The following is a 20,079-nucleotide window of genomic DNA, read 5'->3' as shown; positions in this document are numbered from 1 at the left end:
ATACCAACCAGGGGCTCGCATGAACATTTCCGCTATTCGTCGTACGTTTCTTTTTTCGGCAATGGGCTTGATGCTCAGTGCCGGTATCGCCGGGCAAGCCATGGCTGGCGAGCAACTGCAGAAAATCAAGGACAGCGGTACGCTCAATGTCGGCCTGGAAGGCACTTACCCACCGTTCAGCTTTGTGGATGAGAGCGGCAAGCTCACCGGCTTCGAAGTCGAGTTTTCCGAAGCGCTGGCCAAGGAACTGGGTGTCAAGGCCAAGATCCAGCCGTCGAAGTGGGATGGCATCCTGGCCGCTCTGGACTCCAAGCGTCTGGACGTGGTGATCAACCAGGTGACCATCTCCGACGAGCGCAAGAAGAAGTACGACTTCTCCGAGCCCTACACCATTTCCGGCATCCAGGCGCTGGTTCTGAAGAAGAACGCAGACACCATCAAGTCTGCCAAAGACCTGAGCGGCAAGAAGGTGGGCGTGGGTCTGGGCACCAACTACGAGGAATGGCTCAAGGCGAACGTTCCGGACGCAATCGTCAAAACCTATGACGATGACCCGAGCAAGATCCAGGACCTGAGCGTAGGTCGTATCGATGCGATCCTCGTTGACCGTCTGGCCGCCCTGGAAATGGCTGCCAAGACAAAAAACAAACTCGTCCCGGCAGGCGAAGCATTTTCCCGCCAGGCATCGGGTATTGCCCTGCGTAAAGGCGAGCCTGAATTGCTGGCGGCCATCGACAAGGCCATCGACAAACTGCGTGCCGACGGCACGCTGAAGAAGCTGTCGGAAAAATACTTCAACGCTGACGTCACCCAATGATTGAAGAGAGCCTTCAGCTCGCGCTGGACTCCGCGCCCTTCCTGCTCAAGGGCGCGTACTACACGGTATTCCTCAGTCTTGGCGGGATGTTTTTCGGTTTGCTGCTGGGCTTCGGCCTGGCATTGATGCGCCTTTCGCGCATCAAACCGGTGAACTGGATAGCACGCATCTACGTGTCGTTCTTTCGCGGCACGCCCTTGCTGGTGCAGCTGTTCGTGATTTATTACGGCCTGCCGGAGCTGGGTATCCAGCTTGAGCCGCTGAGCGCTGCACTGATCGGTTTTTCCCTGAATATGGCCGCCTACGCCTGTGAAATCCTGCGCGCGGCCATCAGTTCCGTGGAGCGCGGCCAGTGGGAGGCCGCGGCCAGTATCGGCATGACCCGCTGGCAGACCATGCGTCGGGCGATCCTCCCGCAGGCCGCACGCACCGCATTGCCGCCGCTGGGCAACAGCTTCATCTCGCTGGTCAAGGACACGGCGCTGGCAGCCACCATCCAGGTGCCAGAGCTGTTCCGTCAGGCGCAGTTGATCACCGCACGCACCTTCGAAATTTTCACCATGTACCTGGCCGCTGCACTGATCTACTGGATCCTTGCCACGGCGCTCTCGCACCTGCAAAACAAGCTGGAAGCCAGGGTCAACCGGCACGATCTGGAGACCTGACACATGATAGTGGTTGAAAAACTCACCAAGGCATTCAAGGGCAATCAGGTGCTCAAGGGCATCGATCTGCGTATCGAAGCCGGGGAAGTCGTGGCCATCATCGGGCCCAGCGGCTCGGGCAAGACCACCCTGCTGCGCTGCCTGAATCTGCTTGAAACGCCTGACAGCGGGAGGATCAAGGTCGGTGACATCGAGATCGATGGCACCCGTTCCATGAACCAGCAACAGGGTTTGATCCGCCAGTTGCGTCAGCAGGTCGGGTTCGTCTTTCAGAACTTCAATCTATTTCCGCATCGCACCGCTCTGGAAAATGTCATCGAAGGCCCGGTGGTGGTCAAGAAGGTGGCCCGTGAAGCCGCCGAGGCGCTGGGCAGAAAGCTGCTCGCCAAGGTCGGCCTGAGCGGCAAGGAAGACGCTTACCCGCGACGCCTGTCCGGCGGGCAGCAACAGCGTGTGGCGATTGCACGGGCGCTGGCGATGGAGCCGCAAGTGATCCTGTTCGACGAGCCGACCTCGGCCCTGGACCCGGAGCTGGTCGGTGAGGTGCTGACGACCATCCGCGCTCTGGCTGAAGAGAAGCGCACCATGGTCATCGTCACTCACGAGATGAGCTTTGCGCGGGAGGTTGCCAACCGGGTGATCTTCATCGACAAGGGAGTGATCGTGGAGCAAGGCGAAGCCAAAGCGCTGTTCGCCAACCCGAAAGAAGAACGCACAAGGCAGTTTCTCGAGCGTACCCGCTCCTGATCAGGACGATCAGCCTGCGCAAAAAGCAGCGTCCATTCAGCGGCGCTGCTTTTTTCTTACATTTCTGGAAGGATTAATCGTTCAATATCCTTGCTGAATTCCCGCGTAATTTTCCGAAAAATCATCGAAATAATAAAATTAGCGTACGCCCGTTTTGCGCCTGGATTCGTAGCCGGCTGCGCCGCTGTGTGTCCGTCTTGCCAGACTTCCCCTTCCGTGCGTTGTCCTGTCGGTTACAGCCTGCTGCCATTGATACTTTGTGGTAGGACGGTTGTTTAGTGAGGAGTCAACGGTTCCAAACATACAGCGTAGGAAGTCTCCGGTTTTCAAGTAAACAACCCTCAAATGCACTTCGCACATTGACAAGTGCCCGCAAAGCCCATTAGCTCACTGACTTCACTCATTCCAGTGAGACCGCAAAGTTTCAAGCACGCATTTCATACCGTTTGTAATGTTTGCCATAACTTGGATATTTAAGGTACTTATCCCCCTGCCTGAACCGCACATTTTATTACTTGAACATGACAACTTATGACGAATCTTTACTTGAACTATTGATTATCAGGAGCACCCCGACATGAGTCAAAACACTTGCAAAGCCAGCCCTATGAGCTTGCCGATCCCTGCTGTTCCGCTGGCCAGCCGACATGGCATAGGCGTGAGGAACGCCTCTCAACTCGTCGTTCATGTGGACCCCTACGGCAGCATGGAAGAGGGCGATCTGATCGAACTGTTTTGGGACGGCTGTTACGTCGCGTCAACAATTTTGAAGGCATCTGACGTCGGCAAGCCTGTCGTCCTACGTGTGCCGGAAAGCTTTCTGCAGAATGGCAAGGCGAGAACCTACTACCGGGTCATGAAGATCGGCGGAGTGCCCGTCACCTCGCCCTGCCGCAAGCTATGGGTCAAGCTGGACGCCCCGGGAGGGCTGCTGGTCAGCGCCAGCACGGAAGAAAACCAGGGGCTGGCGCCGCTCTATGTTGCGCCATCGGTCATACGCCACGGCCTGTCGCGCAGACACCTGGAAGGCGGCTTGCCGATGACCATCGAGCCTTATCTGAACATGGCTGTTCACGACGAGATCACCATACGTTGGGGCGATCTGCGCATGGACCTGCCGCCGCTCACCGCCGACGATATCGGTGAGCCGGTCGATTTGGTTGTACCGCCTGAGTTGATACGCGAAGGCGGAGACGAGCAACGTCTGGAAGTGAGTTACTGTGTGATCGACCGGGTAGGCAACAACTCGCTCTGGGCACCACCCCGTATAATAAGGATCCAACCGCTGGGGCATTGAATGCCTGAGGACGGCACGTCGAACACACCGCTTCGCTAACGATACTGTTTGATAGACAGCACCGCACGGATCACTCTAAAAACGAAGCGTTATTCATCCACGCTCATTACCTGTATTAAACATTGGCCAGGCGTGTAAGAAAGTTCAACGTCGCTCAGGCATCCGCCGTGTTTCATCCGTACTTGGTTCTGCGCAGGCGTCTTACATCTTGCGTGACGCAAGGTGAGTACACGAACGGGCAGTGGCAATTGACAATAACTGTCTATGCTTATTCCAAAAAGCACGTTTTAAAAACTTTTATACACGCTTAGGGTATATACACCGGATCACCGGACATCGTGATGTTTTCCAGCCGCACCTGATGCGGCCTACTGCTACGAGGTTCCGATGGTCCCTTTCACAACTACCCCTGTGGATAAACCCAGGGTCGTATCGATTGACGGTGAGCGACGCGAGTCTGATCCGGCGACGGTAGCGGCCCACAGCGTCGAGGCTCCACAAGAGCCTGACGTTGCCCCCCGCCTGCTGAAGGCCAGCGTGTTGCAAAACGACGCGCAAGCCATTGCAGCAGCCCATGAACTGGCCGCGGCCGCGCAGGTCAACGCCGCCAATCGCGACAGACAACGCGCCTTGCCATGGGCTGAAATCGAACAGTTCACCCGTAGCGGACTGGGCAGTATTTCCATCCCGCGCGCGTACGGCGGCCCGCAAGTATCGTTCGTCACGGTAGCCGAAGTTTTCAGGATCATTTCTGCTGCCGATCCGGCACTGGGACAAATTCCGCAAAACCAGTTCGGCATTCTGCACCTGCTGCAGAGCAGCGCCACCGAGCAGCAGAAGAAAGCGCTGTTCCAGAGCGTGCTGGACGGTTGGCGCATCGGCAATGCAGGCCCTGAGCGTGGCACCAAAAACACCCTGGAACTCAAGGCGCGGATCACCGCCAATGGCGACCGCCTGGCCATTACCGGACAGAAGTTCTATTCCACCGGCGCGCTGTTCGCGCATTGGGTCGCAGTCAAGGCGCTGGATGATCAGGGCCGGCAGATCATGGCCTTCATCGAGCGCGGCACACCGGGCCTGCGCATCGTTGATGACTGGTCGGGCTTTGGCCAGCGCACAACCGCCAGCGGCACGGTGCTGCTCGACAACGTGCCGGTGGACGCCGGGCTGGTGGTCGATAACTGGCGCCTGTCCCTGACGCCGAACATTCAGGGCGCCGTTTCGCAACTGATCCAGGCCGCAATCGACGCGGGTATTGCGCGCGGCGCCATCGACGATGCGATTGCCTTTGTACGCGAGAAATCCCGCCCGTGGGTCGACGCCAATGTCGAGCGCGCTAGCGATGACCTCTACGTGATTGCCGACATCGGCAAGCTGAAACTCGAACTGCACGCGGCAGAAGCGCTGCTGCGCAAGGCGGGTCAGGAGCTCGACGAGATCAGCGCTGCGCCCATCGATGAACACTCGGCAGCCCGCGCCTCCATCGCGGTCGCGCGGGCCAAGGTACTGACCACCGAAATCTCGCTGCTGGCCAGCGAGAAGCTGTTCGAACTGGCCGGCAGCCGCGCGACCCTGGCCGAGTTCAATCTCGACCGCCACTGGCGCAACGCGCGCGTCCATACCCTGCATGACCCGGTGCGCTGGAAATACCACGCGGTCGGCACCTGGCATTTGAACGGCACCCTGCCTGCTCGCCATTCCTGGATCTGAACCAGACCACTGGAGAACACCCTTCATGAGTTCCAACCCGAAAGCGCGCGTCAACGCAGCGTTGATCACCAGTGACGCTCAGGCCCTGCATATAGCCCGCGAACTGGCCCTGCAATTGAAAACCGACAGCACGCAACGCGATCGCGAGCGCCGTTTGCCGCATGCCGAACTCGACCTGTTCAGCCAGTCCGGTCTGTGGGGCATCAGTGTGCCGCAAGCGTTCGGCGGCGCAGGTGTTTCCAATGTCACCCTGGCCAAGGTGATCCAGCTGATTTCCGAAGCCGATGGCTCGCTGGGCCAGATTCCACAAAACCATTTTTACGCTCTGGAAGTGCTGCGTGTGAACGGCAGTCCGCAGCAACAGGCGCGCTTGTACGCCGAGGCACTGGCGGGCTTACGCTTCGGCAATGCGCTGGCCGAACTGGGGACCAGAACCGCACATGACCGCACCACTCGCCTGAGCCGCGACGGGGACGGTTATCGCATCAACGGCCGCAAGTTCTACGCCACCGGCGCGCTGTATGCGCAACGTATCCCCACCTCGGTGATTGACGATGAAGGTGTGCAGCAACTGGTGTTCGTGCCGCACGACAGCGAGGGGCTGAGCGTCATCGACGACTGGAGCGGTTTCGGGCAGCGCACCACCGGCAGTGGCTCGGTGGTGTTCGACAATGTGTATGTCAGCGCCAACGATGTGGTGCCGTTCCAGAGCGCCTTCCAGCGCCCTACCACGGTCGGGCCGCTGGCGCAGATTCTCCACGCTGCGATCGACACCGGCATTGCCCGAGCGGCCTTCGAGGACGCCCTGACGTTCGTCCAGACGCGTACCCGGCCGTGGATCGATTCGGGCATCGAAAAGGCCGTGGACGACCCGCTGACCCTGCACAGCTTCGGCAAGCTGGGTATTCGCCTGCATGCCGCCGAAGCACTGCTCGAGCGCGCCGGGGAATTTCTGGATGTCGCTCAGGCCGACAGCAATGCCGAGACCGTCGCCGCCGCCTCGATAGCCGTGGCCGAAGCGCGCGCCATCAGCACGGAGATTTCCCTGGCAGCCGGCAGCACGCTGTTCGAGCTGGCGGGCAGTCAATCCACACTGGCGGAACACGGCCTGGATCGCCACTGGCGCAATGCGCGCGTGCATACGCTGCATGACCCGGTGCGCTGGAAGTTTCACGCCATCGGCAATTACTACCTCAATGAGACTAACCCGCCCCTGCGGGGAACGATCTGATGGCGCGTAAAAAGATCCTCCTCAATGCGTTCAACATGAACTGCATCGGCCATATCAACCATGGCCTGTGGACCCATCCACGCGACACCTCGACACAATTCAACAGCCTGGAATACTGGACTGAGCTGGCAAAACTGCTGGAACGCGGGCTGTTCGACGGCCTGTTCATCGCCGACATCGTGGGCGTGTATGACGTCTATCAGAACTCGGTGGACGTCACCCTCAAGGAGGCGATCCAGTTACCGGTCAACGACCCGCTGCTGCTGGTCTCGGCCATGGCCGGGGTCACCAGACACCTGGGCTTCGGCCTGACCGCCAACCTGACCTACGACGCGCCCTATCTGTTCGCCAGGCGCATGTCGACACTGGATCACCTGAGCCGTGGCCGGGTGGGCTGGAACATCGTCACCGGTTACCTCGACAGCGCAGCGCGGGCCATGGGCCTCAGCGAGCAGAACGAACATGACCGCCGTTACGATCAGGCCGACGAGTACCTGGAGGTGCTTTACAAGCTCTGGGAAGGCAGCTGGGAAGACGATGCCGTGATCAACGACCGCGAGCAACGCGTCTACGCCCAGCCAGGCAAGGTCCACAAGGTCCGGCATCAGGGCGAGTTCTATCAGGTCGAGGGTTATCACCTCTGCGAACCGTCGCCGCAACGCACGCCGGTGCTGTTTCAGGCTGGCAGCTCGGAGCGCGGCCTGCAGTTTGCCGGACAGAACGCCGAGTGCGTGTTCATCAGCGGGCAGAACAAGGCCGCGACCCGCGAGCAGGTCGACAAGGTGCGCGCCAGTGCCGTGCAGGCCGGGCGCAACCCGGAGGACATCAAGGTGTTCATGGGCCTGAACGTAATCGTCGCGGCCACCGAAGCACTGGCTCGGGAGAAGCACGCCGAATACCGCAGCCATGCCAGCGCCGAAGCTGGCGTGGCGCACTTCGCCGCATCTACGGGCATCGATTTTTCTCAGTACGAACTGGACGAACCCATTCAGTACGTGAAAAGCAACGCCATTCAGTCCGCGACCAAAAACCTGAAAAACAACGACTGGACGCGCCAGAAACTGCTCGACCAGCACGCCTTGGGCGGCCGTTACATCACCTTGATCGGCTCGCCCCAACAGGTCGCCGACGAGCTGGAATCGTGGATCGAGGAAACCGGCCTGGACGGCTTCAACCTGACCCGCATCGTCACCCCGGAAAGTTACGAGGACTTCATTGATCTGGTGATCCCGGAGCTGCAACGCCGTGGGTCTTACAAGACTGCTTACCAGGAGGGCAGCTTGCGCAAAAAACTGTTTCCGCAAGGCACCGACCGTTTACCGCAACGGCATGCGGGGGCGGCACACCGACATATTTGATGAAGACATGCGCCCCACGCCGAAGCGCTTGGCGTTGTGCACAGGCTTTGTGGGAGCGATGCGCTGCGGGGGCGGCACACCGGCGTAGTTGATGACGACATGCGCCCCCACGCTGAAGCGCTTGGCGTTGTGCACAGGCCTTGTGGGAGCGAGCTTGCTCGCGAAAGCGATTGTCCAGACGCCCTGTTTTCTGTGGCTGCACTGGCCTATTCGCGAGCAAGCTCGCTCCCACAGGACCGATGCGCTGCGGGGACGGCACGCCGCCGTATTTGATGACGACATGCGCCCCACGCCGAAGCGCTTGGCGTTGTACACAGGCTTTGTGGGAGCGATGCGCTGCGGGGGCGGCACACCGGCGTATTTGATGACGACATGCGCGCCCACGCTGAAGCGCTTGGCGTTGTACACAGGCTTTGTGGGAGCGAGCTTGCTCGCGAAAGCGATTGTCCAGACGCCCTGTTTTTTGTGTCTGCACTGGCCTATTCGCGAGCAAGCTCGCTCCCACAGGACCGATGCGCTGCGGGGACGGCACGCCGCCGTATTTGATGACGACATGCGCCCCAACGCTGAAGCGCTTGGCGTTGTACACAGGCTTTGTGGGAGCGAGCTTGCTCGCGAAAGCGATTGTCCAGACGCCCTGTTTTCTGTGGCTGCACTGGCCTATTCGCGAGCAAGCTCGCTCCCACAGGACCGATGCGCTGCGGGGGCGGCACACCGCCGTATTTGATGACGACATGCGCGCCCACGCTGAAGCGCTTGGCGTTGTACACAGGCTTTGTGGGAGCGAGCTTGCTCGCGAAAGCGATTGTCCAGACGCCCTGTTTTTTGTGTCTGCACTGGCCTATTCGCGAGCAAGCTCGCTCCCACAGGACCGATGCGCTGCGGGGGCGGCACACCGCCGTAGTTGATGACGACATGCGCCCCAACGCTGAAGCGCTTGGCGTTGTGCACAGGCTTTGTGGGAGCGAGCTTGCTCGCGAAAGCGATTGTCCAGACGCCCTGTTTTCTGTGGCTGCACTGGCCTATTCGCGAGCAAGCTCGCTCCCACAGGACCGATGCGCTGCGGGGGCGGCACACCGCCGTAGTTGATGACGACATGCGCCCCAACGCTGAAGCGCTTGGCGTTGTGCACAGGCTTTGTGGGAGCGAGCTTGCTCGCGAAAGCGATTGTCCAGACGCCCTGTTTTTTGTGTCTGCACTGGCCTATTCGCGAGCAAGTTGGCTCCCACAGGACCGATGTGCTGCGGGGACGGCACGCCGCCGTAGTTGATGACGACATGCGCGCCCACGCTGAAGCGCTTGGCGTTGTACACAGGTCTTGTGGGAGCAATAAGCACAAGGCGTGGGGACGAGATTTAGGGATTTTTAAAAGGACCGCATCATGAGCAAAACACTCGCTGCACTGGCCCTCGGCCTGTTGACCCTGACCGCTTACGCTGACGATAAACCCCTGAAAGTCGGCACCACGGCAGCCTTCGCGATACCGCTGGAAGCCGCTGTCGAAGAGGCCGGCAAGCAGGGCCTGAAGGTCGAGCTGGTCGAGTTCACCGACTGGATCGCGCCCAACGTCAGCCTCGCTGCCGGCGATATCGACGTGAACTACTTTCAGCACATCCCGTTTCTGACCAATGCCAACGAAGCCGCCGGGTTCGGCCTGGTGCCCTACGCCCCGGGAATCATCAACAACGTGGGTCTGTACTCGAAGAAGTACAAGCGCTTCGACGAACTGCCGACCGGCGCCACAGTCGCCATCGCCAATGACCCGATCAACAGCGGACGCGGCCTGCAACTGTTGGCCAAGGCCGGGCTGATCACGCTCAAGGAAGGTGTCGGCTACAAGGCCACCGAGGAAGACATCACCGCCAACCCGAAAAAACTCAAGCTCATTCAGGTCGAAGCCGTGCAACTGGTGCGAGCCTACGACGATGCCGATCTGGTGCAGGGCTACCCCGCCTACATCCGTCTGGCCAAGACCTTTTCCGCCGACTCGGCGATCCTGTTCGACGGTCTGGATCACCCGGAATACGTCATCCAGTTCGTGATCAAGCCTGACCACAAGGATGATCCGCGTCTGGCGAAATTCGTCGACATTTACCAGCACTCGCCGGTCGTCCGCGCCTCACTGGACAAGGTCAACGGCAAGCTTTACCAGGCCGGGTGGAAAGAATGACCGCAACCGCGCAACGCCAACGGCCACTCGACACAGCGGGCGCAGGTCAACGGGCGCAACAGGCCGAGCTGCATCCGGAGTTGAATCGCGCGCATGTGCGCTTCATCAACCTGGGCAAGACCTATCACGGCAGGCAAGGCCCGGTGGAGGCGCTGGGCAATATCGATCTGGCCGTCCAGCACGGCGAGATCTTCGGCATCATCGGCCGCAGCGGCGCAGGCAAATCCTCGTTGATCCGCACCATCAATCGCCTGGAGCAACCGAGCAACGGTCGCGTATTGATCGATCAGGTGGACATCGGTGAGTTCGACGAAGACAAGCTGGTGGAGCTGCGCCGACGCATCGGCATGATCTTCCAGCACTTCAACCTGATGTCGGCCAAGAACGTCTGGCAGAACGTCGAGCTGCCGCTAAAGGTCGCCGGCGTGCCCAGGGAGCAACGCGCGCGCAAGGTCGCGCAGTTGCTGGAGCTGGTGGGGTTGCAGGACAAGCACAAGGCGTATCCCGCGCAACTGTCCGGCGGGCAGAAACAGCGTGTCGGCATCGCCCGCGCGCTGGTGCACGACCCGGCGATTCTGTTGTGCGACGAAGCCACTTCGGCACTGGACCCGGAAACCACCCAGTCGATCCTCGGTCTGCTGCGCGAGATCAACCAGCGCCTGGGCCTGACCATCGTGCTGATCACCCATGAAATGGCGGTTATCCGTGATATCTGTCACCGCGTCGTGGTGCTGGAACAGGGGCGAATCGTCGAGCAGGGGCCGGTATGGCAGGTGTTTGGCGACCCGCAGCACGACGTCAGCAAAACCCTGCTGGCGCCGCTGCAAACCGGACTGCCGAAAGAGTGGGCCGAGCACCTGAGCGATCAGCCGCAACGACCCGATGCGGCGCTGCTGCTGGACGTGCATTTCACCGGCGTCAGCGCTGAAGGGCCGGATCTGGCGGCGCTGTTCACGGCACTGGGCGGCAAGGTGGGGTTGCTGCAAGGCGGCGTCGAGCGCATTCAGGGGCGGGCCATCGGGCATCTCATTCTGTCGGTTGCCGGCTCGCCACACAGTCGGGACGAGCTACTGGCGCGCGCCCGCACACTGGCGCCACGCGCGGAGGTATTGGGTTATGTGGGTTGATCGCTTGCTGCAAGGCACCCTCGACACCTTCCTGATGGTCGGTGTGTCGTCATTGATCGCACTGCTGCTGGGCATCCCGCTGGCGGTGATTCTGGTGACCAGTTCCAAAGGCGGCATCTACGCAGCACCGGGGATCAACCGCGTGCTGGGCGGCTTCGTGAACCTGTTTCGCTCGATTCCGTTCTTGATCCTGATGGTCGCACTGATTCCGTTCACCCGGATGATTGTCGGCACCACCTATGGGGTCTGGGCAGCCGTCGTGCCGCTGACCATTGCCGCCACGCCGTTCTTTGCGCGGATCGCCGAAGTGAGCCTGCGCGAGGTCGATCACGGCCTGGTCGAGGCGGCGCAGGCGATGGGCTGTCGGCGCTGGCACATCATCTGGCATGTGCTGCTGCCGGAAGCGCGGCCCGGCATCGTCGGCGGCTTCACCATTACCTTGGTGACCATGATCAATTCATCGGCCATGGCCGGTGCCATCGGCGCAGGCGGGTTGGGCGATATTGCCTATCGCTATGGCTATCAGCGCTTCGACACGCAGGTGATGCTGACCGTGATCGTCTTGCTGGTTGCGGTCGTCGCGCTGGTGCAACTGGGCGGCGACCGATTGGCACGCAGCTTCGACAGGCGCTGAGCAGCCGCCACGCAGCGAGGGTATATTGGCAGTCTTCCCTTACCGGACCGCCCTTGATGAAACTCGACCCACAGACCCTTGCGCAGATCACCGCCGCGACCCTCGGCAACTACAACAGTGTGGCCGACGACTTCCGCGCAGGCACCCGCGACCACGACGTCAGCCAGAATATCGACGCGCTGCTGCGCCATATCGAAGGACCGACGCCCTGGCAGATTCTCGACTTCGGCTGCGGGCCGGGGCGTGATCTGAAGGCGTTTACCGCGATGGGCCATGTGGCGGTCGGGCTCGACGGCTCCGAACGTTTCGCAGAGATGGCCCGCGCCGAGACCGGCTGCAAAGTGTTGCAGCAAAACTTCCTCGAACTCGACCTGCCGCAAGGCCGCTTCGATGGCCTCTTCGCCAACGCAGTGTTATTCCACATCCCCAAACAGGAGCTGCCGCGCGTCCTGCGTCAGTTGCATGCCACGCTCAAACCGGGCGGCGTGCTGTTCAGCTCCAATCCGCGCGGTGAGAATCAGGAAGGCTGGAACGGCGAACGTTACGGCGCTTATCACGACCTGGAATCATGGCGAAAATTGCTGACCGAAGCCGGCTTTGTCGAACTGGAGCACTACTACCGTCCCGCCGGGCTGCCGAGGGAGCAGCAACCATGGCTGGCGAGTGTCTGGCGGCGTCAGTGATGTCCGGCGTTGTGAAGCCGGTGTGCTGTTACTTCTGACAGTATCGCCCTGGCCACGCAAGCTTTAGCATCGTTGCACAGCAGTACTTGCATACGGCTGACAATGGACCTGACATCAACCGATCAAAGGAACTGATCATGGCGAATGAATATGTGCAGAACGGCGACTTCAGCGACGGCCTTGCCCACTGGGTAACACCGGAGGACTTTGAGCCAGACTTCAAGCCCATGGGGGAAGGCGCAGGTCAAAGCATTAAACTGAACATTGGAGTGGCAATCAGCCAGTCCATCGTCGATCTGCGGGCGAAGACCCTGCATATCGAATTCGATGTGATGAGCGCAGACCTGCGCCTAGATGAGGTACTTTTTGTTATAGCCGTGGGTGGCTACAATCAGGAAGGCGCGATGAATCTATCCCCGGTCATCGGCCTCGCAACCCAGCAATGGGAACACATTTCCGGCGATATCAAGTTCGGAGAATTGCTTGATGACTTCTTCCTGAACATATCGGCTCCGTCAGAAGCTTTTATCCTCGCGTTTTCAAACTCAAGACTGGCCTCACCGTACGGCCCTGTACGGTTCGCCAACCTCAGCCTGTCCACGATCGACGCCGAAGACGCCGACGGGAACGACTGATTACCGCGTCAGCAGCCCTGCCCCCTGTCACAGGCGGCAGGGCACGCCAGACTCAATGCGCCGGCTGCGCGTGCTCGCCTTCATCCTTGTCAGCCGCTTCGCGACGCTGTTCGTCGGTCGGCTCCTTGATGCGGTACCAGGCCACGTACAACGCGGGCAGGAACAGCAGGGTCAGCAGCGTGGCGATGATGATGCCGCCGATCATGGCGTAGGCCATCGGCCCCCAGAACACCTCACGGGCGATTGGAATCATGCCCAGGCTGGCCGCGGCCGCGGTCAGCAGGATCGGACGACGACGATGCTCGGTGGCTTCGACCACGGCGTCCCACGGCAGATAACCACTTTTCTCATAGGCATCGATCTGGGTCACCAGAATCACCGAGTTGCGGATGATGATGCCGATCAGCGCCAGCACCCCGAGAATCGCCACGAACCCCAGCGGCGTCCCCGTCGGGATCAGCGCAAGCACCACGCCTATCAGGCCGAGGGGCGCGACACTGGCCACCAGGAACATCTTCTGAATGCTGTGCAACTGAATCATCAGGAACGTCGCCATGAGGAACAGCATCAGCGGCGCAACGCTGGCAATCGGCCCCTGTGCCTTGCTGCTTTCTTCGACCGTACCGCCGGTTGCAACCTTGTAGCCGACCGGCAGACCCGCGGCAAACTTGTCGATTTCCGGTTGCAACTGCTTGACCAGATCAGTCGGCTGAATCGCGTCGCGGACGGCGCCTTTCACAGTGATGGTCGGCTTGCGATCGCGGCGCCAGACCAATGGCTGCTCCAGCTCGTAACCGACCGTGGCAAACGCCAGCAGCGGGATCGACGTGCCGGTCGGTGTCACGATTTGCAGGTTCTGCAGGGTTTCCGGCGTACCCCGCTCGGCGTCTTCAGCACGTCCGACCACGTTGATCAGGTAGATGTCATCACGCACCTGAGTCACGGTAGAGCCGCTGACCACGCTGTTCATCAGCTTGGCGACGTCCTCGGACGACAGACCCAGCTGCCGGGCCTTGTCCTGGTTGATGTCGATGCGCAGCACCTTGCCCGGCTCGTTCCAGTCGTAGATCACTTCGCCCACATGTGGGTTGTGATCAAGCAGCGTGGCCAGCTCGATGGCGTGCTGACGCACCTTGTCGATGTTCTCGCCGCTGACGCGATACTGCAACGGACGACCCACCGGCGGGCCCATTTCCAGCGCCTGCACATACGACCCGATGCCGACGAAGTCATCACGCAGGCGCTTTTGCAGACGGGCAGTCAACGCGCCGCGCTCTTCCAGGCCTTTGCTGACAATGACCAGCTGGGCGTAAAACGGATTTTCCAGTTGCTGATCGAGCGGCAGGTAGAAACGCAACGCACCCTGGCCGATGTAGGTGCTCCAGCGCTCGATGTCCGGATCGTCCTTGAGGCTCGCTTCAAAACGATCGACCACCTTGCGCGTTTCGTTGATCGAGGCGTTCTGTGGCAGGTTCAGGTCGACCAGAATTTCCGGGCGGTCCGAAGACGGGAAGAACTGGTTCTGCACGAACTGCATGGAGAACAGCGAAGCGGCGAACAACCCTACCGTGATGGCAATCGCCAGCCAGCGATGACGCATGGCCCAGAGCATGCTGCCGTTGAATGCCCGGCCTATGCGCCCCGGCTCTTCGGATTTGGGCTTGATGTTGGCGCTCAGAATGTGCACGCCGATCACCGGCGCAAACAACACGGCAACCACCCACGACACCAGCATCGCCACGGCAATCACGGCAAACAGCGTGAAGGTGTATTCCCCCGCCGAGCTGTTGTTCAGACCGATCGGCACAAAGCCGGCCACGGTCACCAGCGTACCGGTGAGCATCGGGAACGCGGTCGAGGTGTAGGCGTACGTCGCGGCCTGCTCCTTGGATTCCCCCATTTCCAGCCGTGTGACCATCATTTCCACGGTAATCATGGCGTCATCCACCAGCAGGCCGAGGGCGATGATCAGTGCGCCGAGGGAAATCCGTTGCATGGTGATGCCGCTGTATTCCATGAACACAAACACCATCGCCAGTACCAGCGGAATCGAGCACGCGACCACCAACCCCGCGCGAAACCCGAGGCTGACGAAGCTGACCAACAGCACGATAATCACCGCCTCGAACAACGCGCTGGTAAAGCCGCCCACGGCCTTGTTCACCACTTCGGCCTGATCCGACACCTTGTGCACGCCAATGCCGACTGGCAGCTCCGCCGTCGTAGCGTCCATACGTTCATGCAGCGCCTTGCCGAACGACTGGATATTGCCGCCCTTCTGCATCGCGATGGCCAGGCCGATCGCCGGTTTGCCATCGAAGCGGAACAGCGGCTTGGGCGGATCGGTGTAGCCACGGGTGATGTCAGCAATGTCGCTCAGACGGTAAAAACGGTCATTGATGCGCAGATTGACGGCAGCCAGATCCTTCTCGGAAGCGAACTGCCCGGAGGTGCGTACCGAGATCCGCTCCGGCCCGGCTTCGATCACCCCGGCAGGCGTCACCGCGTTCTGCGATTGCAGGCTTTGCACCACCTGGCTCTGATCGATGCCCAATGCCGCGAGTTTGCGTGTCGAGAAGTTCAGGTATACCACTTCGTCCTGCTGACCGATCATCTCGACTTTGCCCAGGCCGGGCACGTCACGGATGTCGGCGCGAACCTTCTCGACGTAGTCACGCAACTGACGCATCGAGAAACCGTCGGCGGTAAACGCATAGATCGAGCCGTATACATCGCCGAACTCGTCGTTGAACGACGGGCCTTGCAGCCCCTGCGGGAACTGGCCACGGATGTCATCGACCTTCTTGCGCACCTGATACCAGATCTCCGGTATCGCCTTGGCACTGGTGGTGTCACGCAGGTACACAAAGACCGTGGATTCGCCCGGTCGGGTATAGCTCTTCACGTAGTCCAGCGAGTCCAGCTCTTCGAGCTTCTTCTCGATCCGGTCGGTGACCTGCTCGAGGGTCTCGTCCACCGTCGCGCCCGGCCAGCGGGTCTGGATAATCATGGTCTTGATGGTGAAGGATGGGTCTTCCTCGCGGCCCAGCTTCATGTAGGAAAACACGCCCATCAACAGCGCGACGAACATCAGGTACCAGACGAACGACTGATGCTTGATGGCCCACTCGGACAGATTGAAATTCCCTTTCATCGCGGGCTTTCCTCATCGACTTTGACTTTCTGGCCCGGCTTGAGGCTGTTGACGCCCGCGCTCACTACTTTTTCACCGGCTTTGACGCCATCGGTCAGCACGAAGGAGTCGCTGTCACGGCTGGCAATAGTCACCGCTCTGGGGTTCACCGTCTGGCTCTGCGAGTCGACGATCCAGACCTGGCGTTTGCCATCGACTTCCTGCAGGGCATTGATCGGCAGACGCATGCGCGGCGTGATGGTCGAGCTGAGCGTCACGCTGATGGCCGTGCCCAGCCGGAACGCCGCTGGCGTTTGCGCCAGCGACAGACGCGCACGGCGCGTACGTGTGGTGCGGTCGGCCTGGGGCTCGATTTCGCGAATGGTGGCAGTGGTGTTCACTTCCGGATTGAGCTGACTGGCGACGGTGAATACCACGTCGGACGGTAACTGGTCGGCCAATGTATCGGGCAGGTCGATCACCGCTTCCTTGATGTCCGGCCGCGCCAGGGTCACGACTTCCTGACCGGCTGTCACCACCTGTCCGGCTTCGACCTTCCACTCGGTAACCACTGCATCGTGATCACTGCGCAGCTCGCTGTAACTCAATTGGTCGCGGGCCTGTTGAGCCGCGGCTTTGGCCTGTTCCTGCGACGAGCTGGCGGTCTTCAGGTCGGTCAGGGCGATGTCCAGTTGCGCCTGGGCACCGACGCCGCGATCGAACAGCTCCTGCTGGCGGCGAGCATTGGCCTGGGCGTTGATCAACTGCGCCTGAACATTGGCCAGGTCGCCCTGCCGGGCACGCACCGTGTTCTGCTGATCGGTCGGATCGAGGGTTGCCAGCAAGTCGCCTTTCTTGACTTCAGCGCCTACGTCAACATCGCGCCGGGCAATGCGCCCCGCGACACGAAAGCCCAGCACACTTTGATAACGCGCCTGGATATTGCCGGCGAAACGCCCGAAATCCTGATTCGACTCAGGCCGGACTTCGACAAACACGACGGGACGCACCGGCTCGGGAGGTGCTTCATCCTTGCCACAGCCACTCAATAAAACGCCGCTCAACAGCAGGCTGCCCAGCAACAGACATGACCGACGCTTCATGGCTGCACCTGTGCATTCTGTGGTTTGGGCTGTTCGGCAATGTCGACCTGCATGTCCGGGTGTAACAACTGTCCGCCTGCCACCACAACTTTCTCTCCACTCTTGAGCCCGTCGCCAATGATGACTTTGGACGTCAGGTAACGGGTAACGGTGACCTTGCGCAGATTGACCTTGCCCTGCTCGTCCACCACCCATACGGCAGGCTTGCCCAACTGTTCGCCGAGGTCCTTGGTCAGCGCCGCCCATGGCAACTCGACACTGGCGTTGGCCGGTGCGCTCAGCGCCACGCTGACCACCGAGCCCAGGTCCATGCCTTCAGGCAGCGGGTCCAGGGCAATCTTGATCTGCAAGGTACCGGTCTGCGCCGACACCGCCGGGGTCACTTCGCGCACTTTGCCGCTGACCTTGATGTTCGGGTTATCGAGCAACGTGACCTGCACGGCCTGATTGGTCGGCGGCTTGACGAACAGCGACTCGTAGACATTGAACACCGCATCGCGATCACCGTCGCGCGCCAGATCGAAAATCGGCATGGTGGCCTGCACCACTTGCCCGACTTCAGCCTGACGCGCGGTGATCACACCCGGCGCGTCAGCGACCAGAGCGGTATAACCCAGTTGCTCGCGAGCATTGGCCAGTTGCGCCTGCGCCGCTTTCAACGAACTCTCGCTGCCACGCACGGCGGCCTGGGCCGAGTCATATTCGCTGCGACTGGTATAACCCTTGGGCAGCAGCTTTTGCTGACGGACAAACGCAGCGCGGGACTGGCTCACGCGGGCCTGCTCGGCCGCCATAGCAGCAGCGGCCGAATCGACATTGGTCTGCAGATCCTTCGGATCGAGCCGCGCCAGCACCTGCCGGGCAGTGACCCGGTCGCCCACATCGACGTTACGCTGAATGATCTTGCCATTGACCCGGAAAGACAGGCGGGTCTGCACCCGCGCCTGAACATCACCGGTCAGGGCGACACTGGCGGCGAAGTCGGCACTTTTTACCGTCTGCACGTAAACCCTGGGCAGTTCGGGCGCCGCCGGTTTCTCCTCACCACAACCGGCCAGCGCCGCCAATGCAGCGGCCAGACCGAACGTAACCAGTCTTGAAATACGAACGGGCATGCAGACTCCTTGTGCAACTGCCGGATGCGGGCGTGATCAGGGCGAGAGAATAGCGTGAGTATGCGACTGTGTGCGAGAGGGAGGGTTCATTGGGGGGCGCTATTTGCAGGAGAAGGGAGCCTGTCAGCTGACTATAGAGAACAGGACATGCTACGAGAGTGGACCGTTCTGAAAGAATGACTGACAGGCACATGATACATACTTGAAACCCCGGCTAGCCCAAGCCTTCGTTTACCGTGCGGGCCGTGACAACAGACATGAGCGGAGTCTGCTTTTATAATTAGATGAGACTGACCTCTTTAGTCCCGCAACAGCGATGCATATTGATCCCTCCCGGTAATTTCAATGCCACTCACGTTATCTCCCTGATCGCGTGTGCTTTAGTGCGAAGCGTCTGACCATCATCGATACGCGTCAAAGTCAGTAAACCAGGGGGCCTACTAGTCGAATCAAGTACTACAACGCGTTTCGCATCTTTATCTCGTATTTTATTGAGCATAACCGGGTCAAGAAAGCTGGAAGAATAGTAATCGTAAGGACCGTTCTTCATGACGTCGGCCTCCATAAGCTCTAATCGAAACGTAAGTGCACTGTCAGAAGATGCGGGGGGGCCCTTCAATTCATCAGCATGGCGAGTCAATTCATCAGCCTGGCGAGTCAATGCCTCAGCATGGCGAGCGCTCGATTGTTTTCTAGCGGACGCCAAATCACTCGCCTCCCTCTTGCCTGTTTTAATCTTGGCTCTCATTTGTTTTAACTTGACGCTCGTCTGTTTTAACTTGAAACCCGTCGTAGCAAATGCCCCCAAGCCGGCCATCAAAGAGATGCTCCCGACGACGGTGAGCGTGGTACCGAGCGTACTGTCCGAATCCTTGAGCCCGGCAGCCGTCGCTATTGCGCCTGCTCCGGCAGCACTAAGTACAATGCCTGATATCAAAGCAGCCAACGCCGAGAAATGCCCCGTCGGATCAACCCGATTGACCGGATCACCCACACAATACGCATACGCATTCACCCCGCCCTTGCCAAACGGGCTCAGACTGTCAGGACTGTTGAAGCGCATCAAAACCGGGTTGTAGGCGCGATAGCCATTGCCGAGCAGGTAATGGCCGGTCAGCGGGTCAGGCTGCTCGCCGTTGAAACCGGGTAGCTCTGCACTAGCCTGCACGGCTTGATGATGCCCGAATGGCGTATAGACAACGTCAGATTGTTGCCCGGCTTCGCTCGCGTGCAGAACGCTATTGTTACGGTCGCCGGCGATCATCGTCGTTACGACCTCATCGCCCTCCCGAAGCTGTTGCGCCAGCAGCTGGCCGCCTGCGCGGACACAGGTTCTTTGCCTGCCGCCCTGCAACTCGGTCATCAGTTGTTCGCCGTTGTAGAACCGGTTGAAGACGGCCTGAGCCAACGGGGTCAATGTGGACACACGGTCCAGCGGGTCGTAGGTGTACTTGCAGAGGATGGCCATTATCGTTCCCTGATGATGACGAAGTCAGAGCTTCAGCGTGACCCGAGTCGGGATGCAGGTCTACTGGTAGAACTGTCAGCGACCAGGTTCATGTAGAGCGTGGAGAGACGCAATGCTGATTTCAGGCCAAACGGACTCAGGCTTTCGGCGCCGTTGAACCGCATCAAAAGGGGTTTGTAGGCGCGA

The 20,079-nt window shown here is 60.2% G+C and carries 16 protein-coding genes; 12 read left to right on the top strand and 4 right to left on the bottom strand.

Annotated elements, in window-relative coordinates; genetic code table 11:
* Positions 1-19: 19 nt before the first annotated feature.
* From tcyJ to AC54XV_RS01725, 12 genes are all read left to right on the top strand, one after another.
* Entirely contained in the window at positions 20-817 is a 798-nt protein-coding gene (tcyJ, locus tag AC54XV_RS01780; RefSeq protein ID WP_024640802.1) for a cystine ABC transporter substrate-binding protein, read from the top strand.
* Positions 814-1,482, top strand: coding sequence for a cystine ABC transporter permease (tcyL, locus tag AC54XV_RS01775; RefSeq protein WP_003403129.1), 669 nt, complete (start codon positions 814-816; stop codon positions 1,480-1,482). Before tcyJ ends, tcyL begins: the two co-directional genes overlap by 4 nt.
* 3 nt (positions 1,483-1,485) lie before the next feature.
* Positions 1,486-2,229: an L-cystine ABC transporter ATP-binding protein TcyN gene (tcyN, locus tag AC54XV_RS01770; RefSeq protein ID WP_024639247.1), complete on the top strand. Its 744-nt coding sequence runs from the start codon at positions 1,486-1,488 to the stop codon at positions 2,227-2,229.
* Between the two features lie 577 nt (positions 2,230-2,806).
* Entirely contained in the window at positions 2,807-3,526 is a 720-nt protein-coding gene (locus AC54XV_RS01765) for a hypothetical protein (protein WP_003403135.1), read from the top strand.
* A gap of 537 nt (positions 3,527-4,063) precedes the next feature.
* On the top strand, positions 4,064-5,236 hold the full coding sequence (locus tag AC54XV_RS01760) for an SfnB family sulfur acquisition oxidoreductase (protein ID WP_024639248.1): 1,173 nt from the start codon (positions 4,064-4,066) through the stop codon (positions 5,234-5,236).
* Positions 5,237-5,261: 25 nt separating this feature from the next.
* Positions 5,262-6,467, top strand: a complete 1,206-nt coding sequence (locus tag AC54XV_RS01755; protein ID WP_496717735.1) for an SfnB family sulfur acquisition oxidoreductase — start codon at positions 5,262-5,264, stop codon at positions 6,465-6,467.
* The gene (locus tag AC54XV_RS01750) at positions 6,467-7,825 is read left to right on the top strand and encodes an LLM class flavin-dependent oxidoreductase (RefSeq protein ID WP_058399185.1); all 1,359 of its coding nucleotides are present in this window, start codon (positions 6,467-6,469) and stop codon (positions 7,823-7,825) included. Before AC54XV_RS01755 ends, AC54XV_RS01750 begins: the two co-directional genes overlap by 1 nt.
* Positions 7,826-9,206: 1,381 nt before the next feature.
* Positions 9,207-9,995, top strand: coding sequence for a MetQ/NlpA family ABC transporter substrate-binding protein (locus tag AC54XV_RS01745; protein ID WP_024639252.1), 789 nt, complete (start codon positions 9,207-9,209; stop codon positions 9,993-9,995).
* Positions 9,992-11,122 carry a methionine ABC transporter ATP-binding protein gene (locus AC54XV_RS01740; RefSeq protein ID WP_058399182.1) on the top strand — a complete coding sequence of 377 codons (1,131 nt, stop codon included), beginning with the start codon at positions 9,992-9,994 and terminating at the stop codon, positions 11,120-11,122. Before AC54XV_RS01745 ends, AC54XV_RS01740 begins: the two co-directional genes overlap by 4 nt.
* Positions 11,112-11,756, top strand: a complete 645-nt coding sequence (locus tag AC54XV_RS01735; protein ID WP_003403166.1) for a methionine ABC transporter permease — start codon at positions 11,112-11,114, stop codon at positions 11,754-11,756. The genes AC54XV_RS01740 and AC54XV_RS01735 overlap by 11 nt, the downstream gene beginning before the upstream one ends.
* 56 nt (positions 11,757-11,812) lie before the next feature.
* Positions 11,813-12,439 (top strand): class I SAM-dependent methyltransferase, encoded by a 627-nt coding sequence (locus AC54XV_RS01730; RefSeq protein ID WP_240879710.1) that lies wholly within the window; start codon positions 11,813-11,815, stop codon positions 12,437-12,439.
* A 137-nt stretch (positions 12,440-12,576) separates the two neighbouring features.
* Positions 12,577-13,074, top strand: coding sequence for a hypothetical protein (locus AC54XV_RS01725; protein ID WP_116866300.1), 498 nt, complete (start codon positions 12,577-12,579; stop codon positions 13,072-13,074).
* 52 nt (positions 13,075-13,126) lie between these two features.
* On the opposite strand, the gene AC54XV_RS01720 is transcribed toward AC54XV_RS01725, so the two are convergent.
* The 4 genes from AC54XV_RS01720 to AC54XV_RS01705 all read right to left on the bottom strand — a co-directional run bounded on the left by AC54XV_RS01720 (position 13,127) and on the right by AC54XV_RS01705 (position 19,893).
* Positions 13,127-16,228 carry an efflux RND transporter permease subunit gene (locus tag AC54XV_RS01720; RefSeq protein ID WP_024652387.1) on the bottom strand — a complete coding sequence of 1,034 codons (3,102 nt, stop codon included), beginning with the start codon at positions 16,226-16,228 and terminating at the stop codon, positions 13,127-13,129.
* Positions 16,225-17,310: an efflux RND transporter periplasmic adaptor subunit gene (locus AC54XV_RS01715; RefSeq protein WP_024639257.1), complete on the bottom strand. Its 1,086-nt coding sequence runs from the start codon at positions 17,308-17,310 to the stop codon at positions 16,225-16,227. The genes AC54XV_RS01720 and AC54XV_RS01715 overlap by 4 nt, the downstream gene beginning before the upstream one ends.
* Entirely contained in the window at positions 17,307-18,425 is a 1,119-nt protein-coding gene (locus tag AC54XV_RS01710) for an efflux RND transporter periplasmic adaptor subunit (protein WP_496717731.1), read from the bottom strand. Before AC54XV_RS01710 ends, AC54XV_RS01715 begins: the two co-directional genes overlap by 4 nt.
* Before the next feature lie 352 nt (positions 18,426-18,777).
* Positions 18,778-19,893: an RHS repeat-associated core domain-containing protein gene (locus AC54XV_RS01705; protein WP_496717730.1), complete on the bottom strand. Its 1,116-nt coding sequence runs from the start codon at positions 19,891-19,893 to the stop codon at positions 18,778-18,780.
* Between the last annotated feature and the right edge of the window lie 186 nt (positions 19,894-20,079).

The organism is Pseudomonas fragariae (ex Marin et al. 2024) (genome assembly GCF_059621105.1).
Note: the sequence above shows the minus strand (reverse complement) of the source record. Positions and strands in the feature narration are given on the sequence as shown.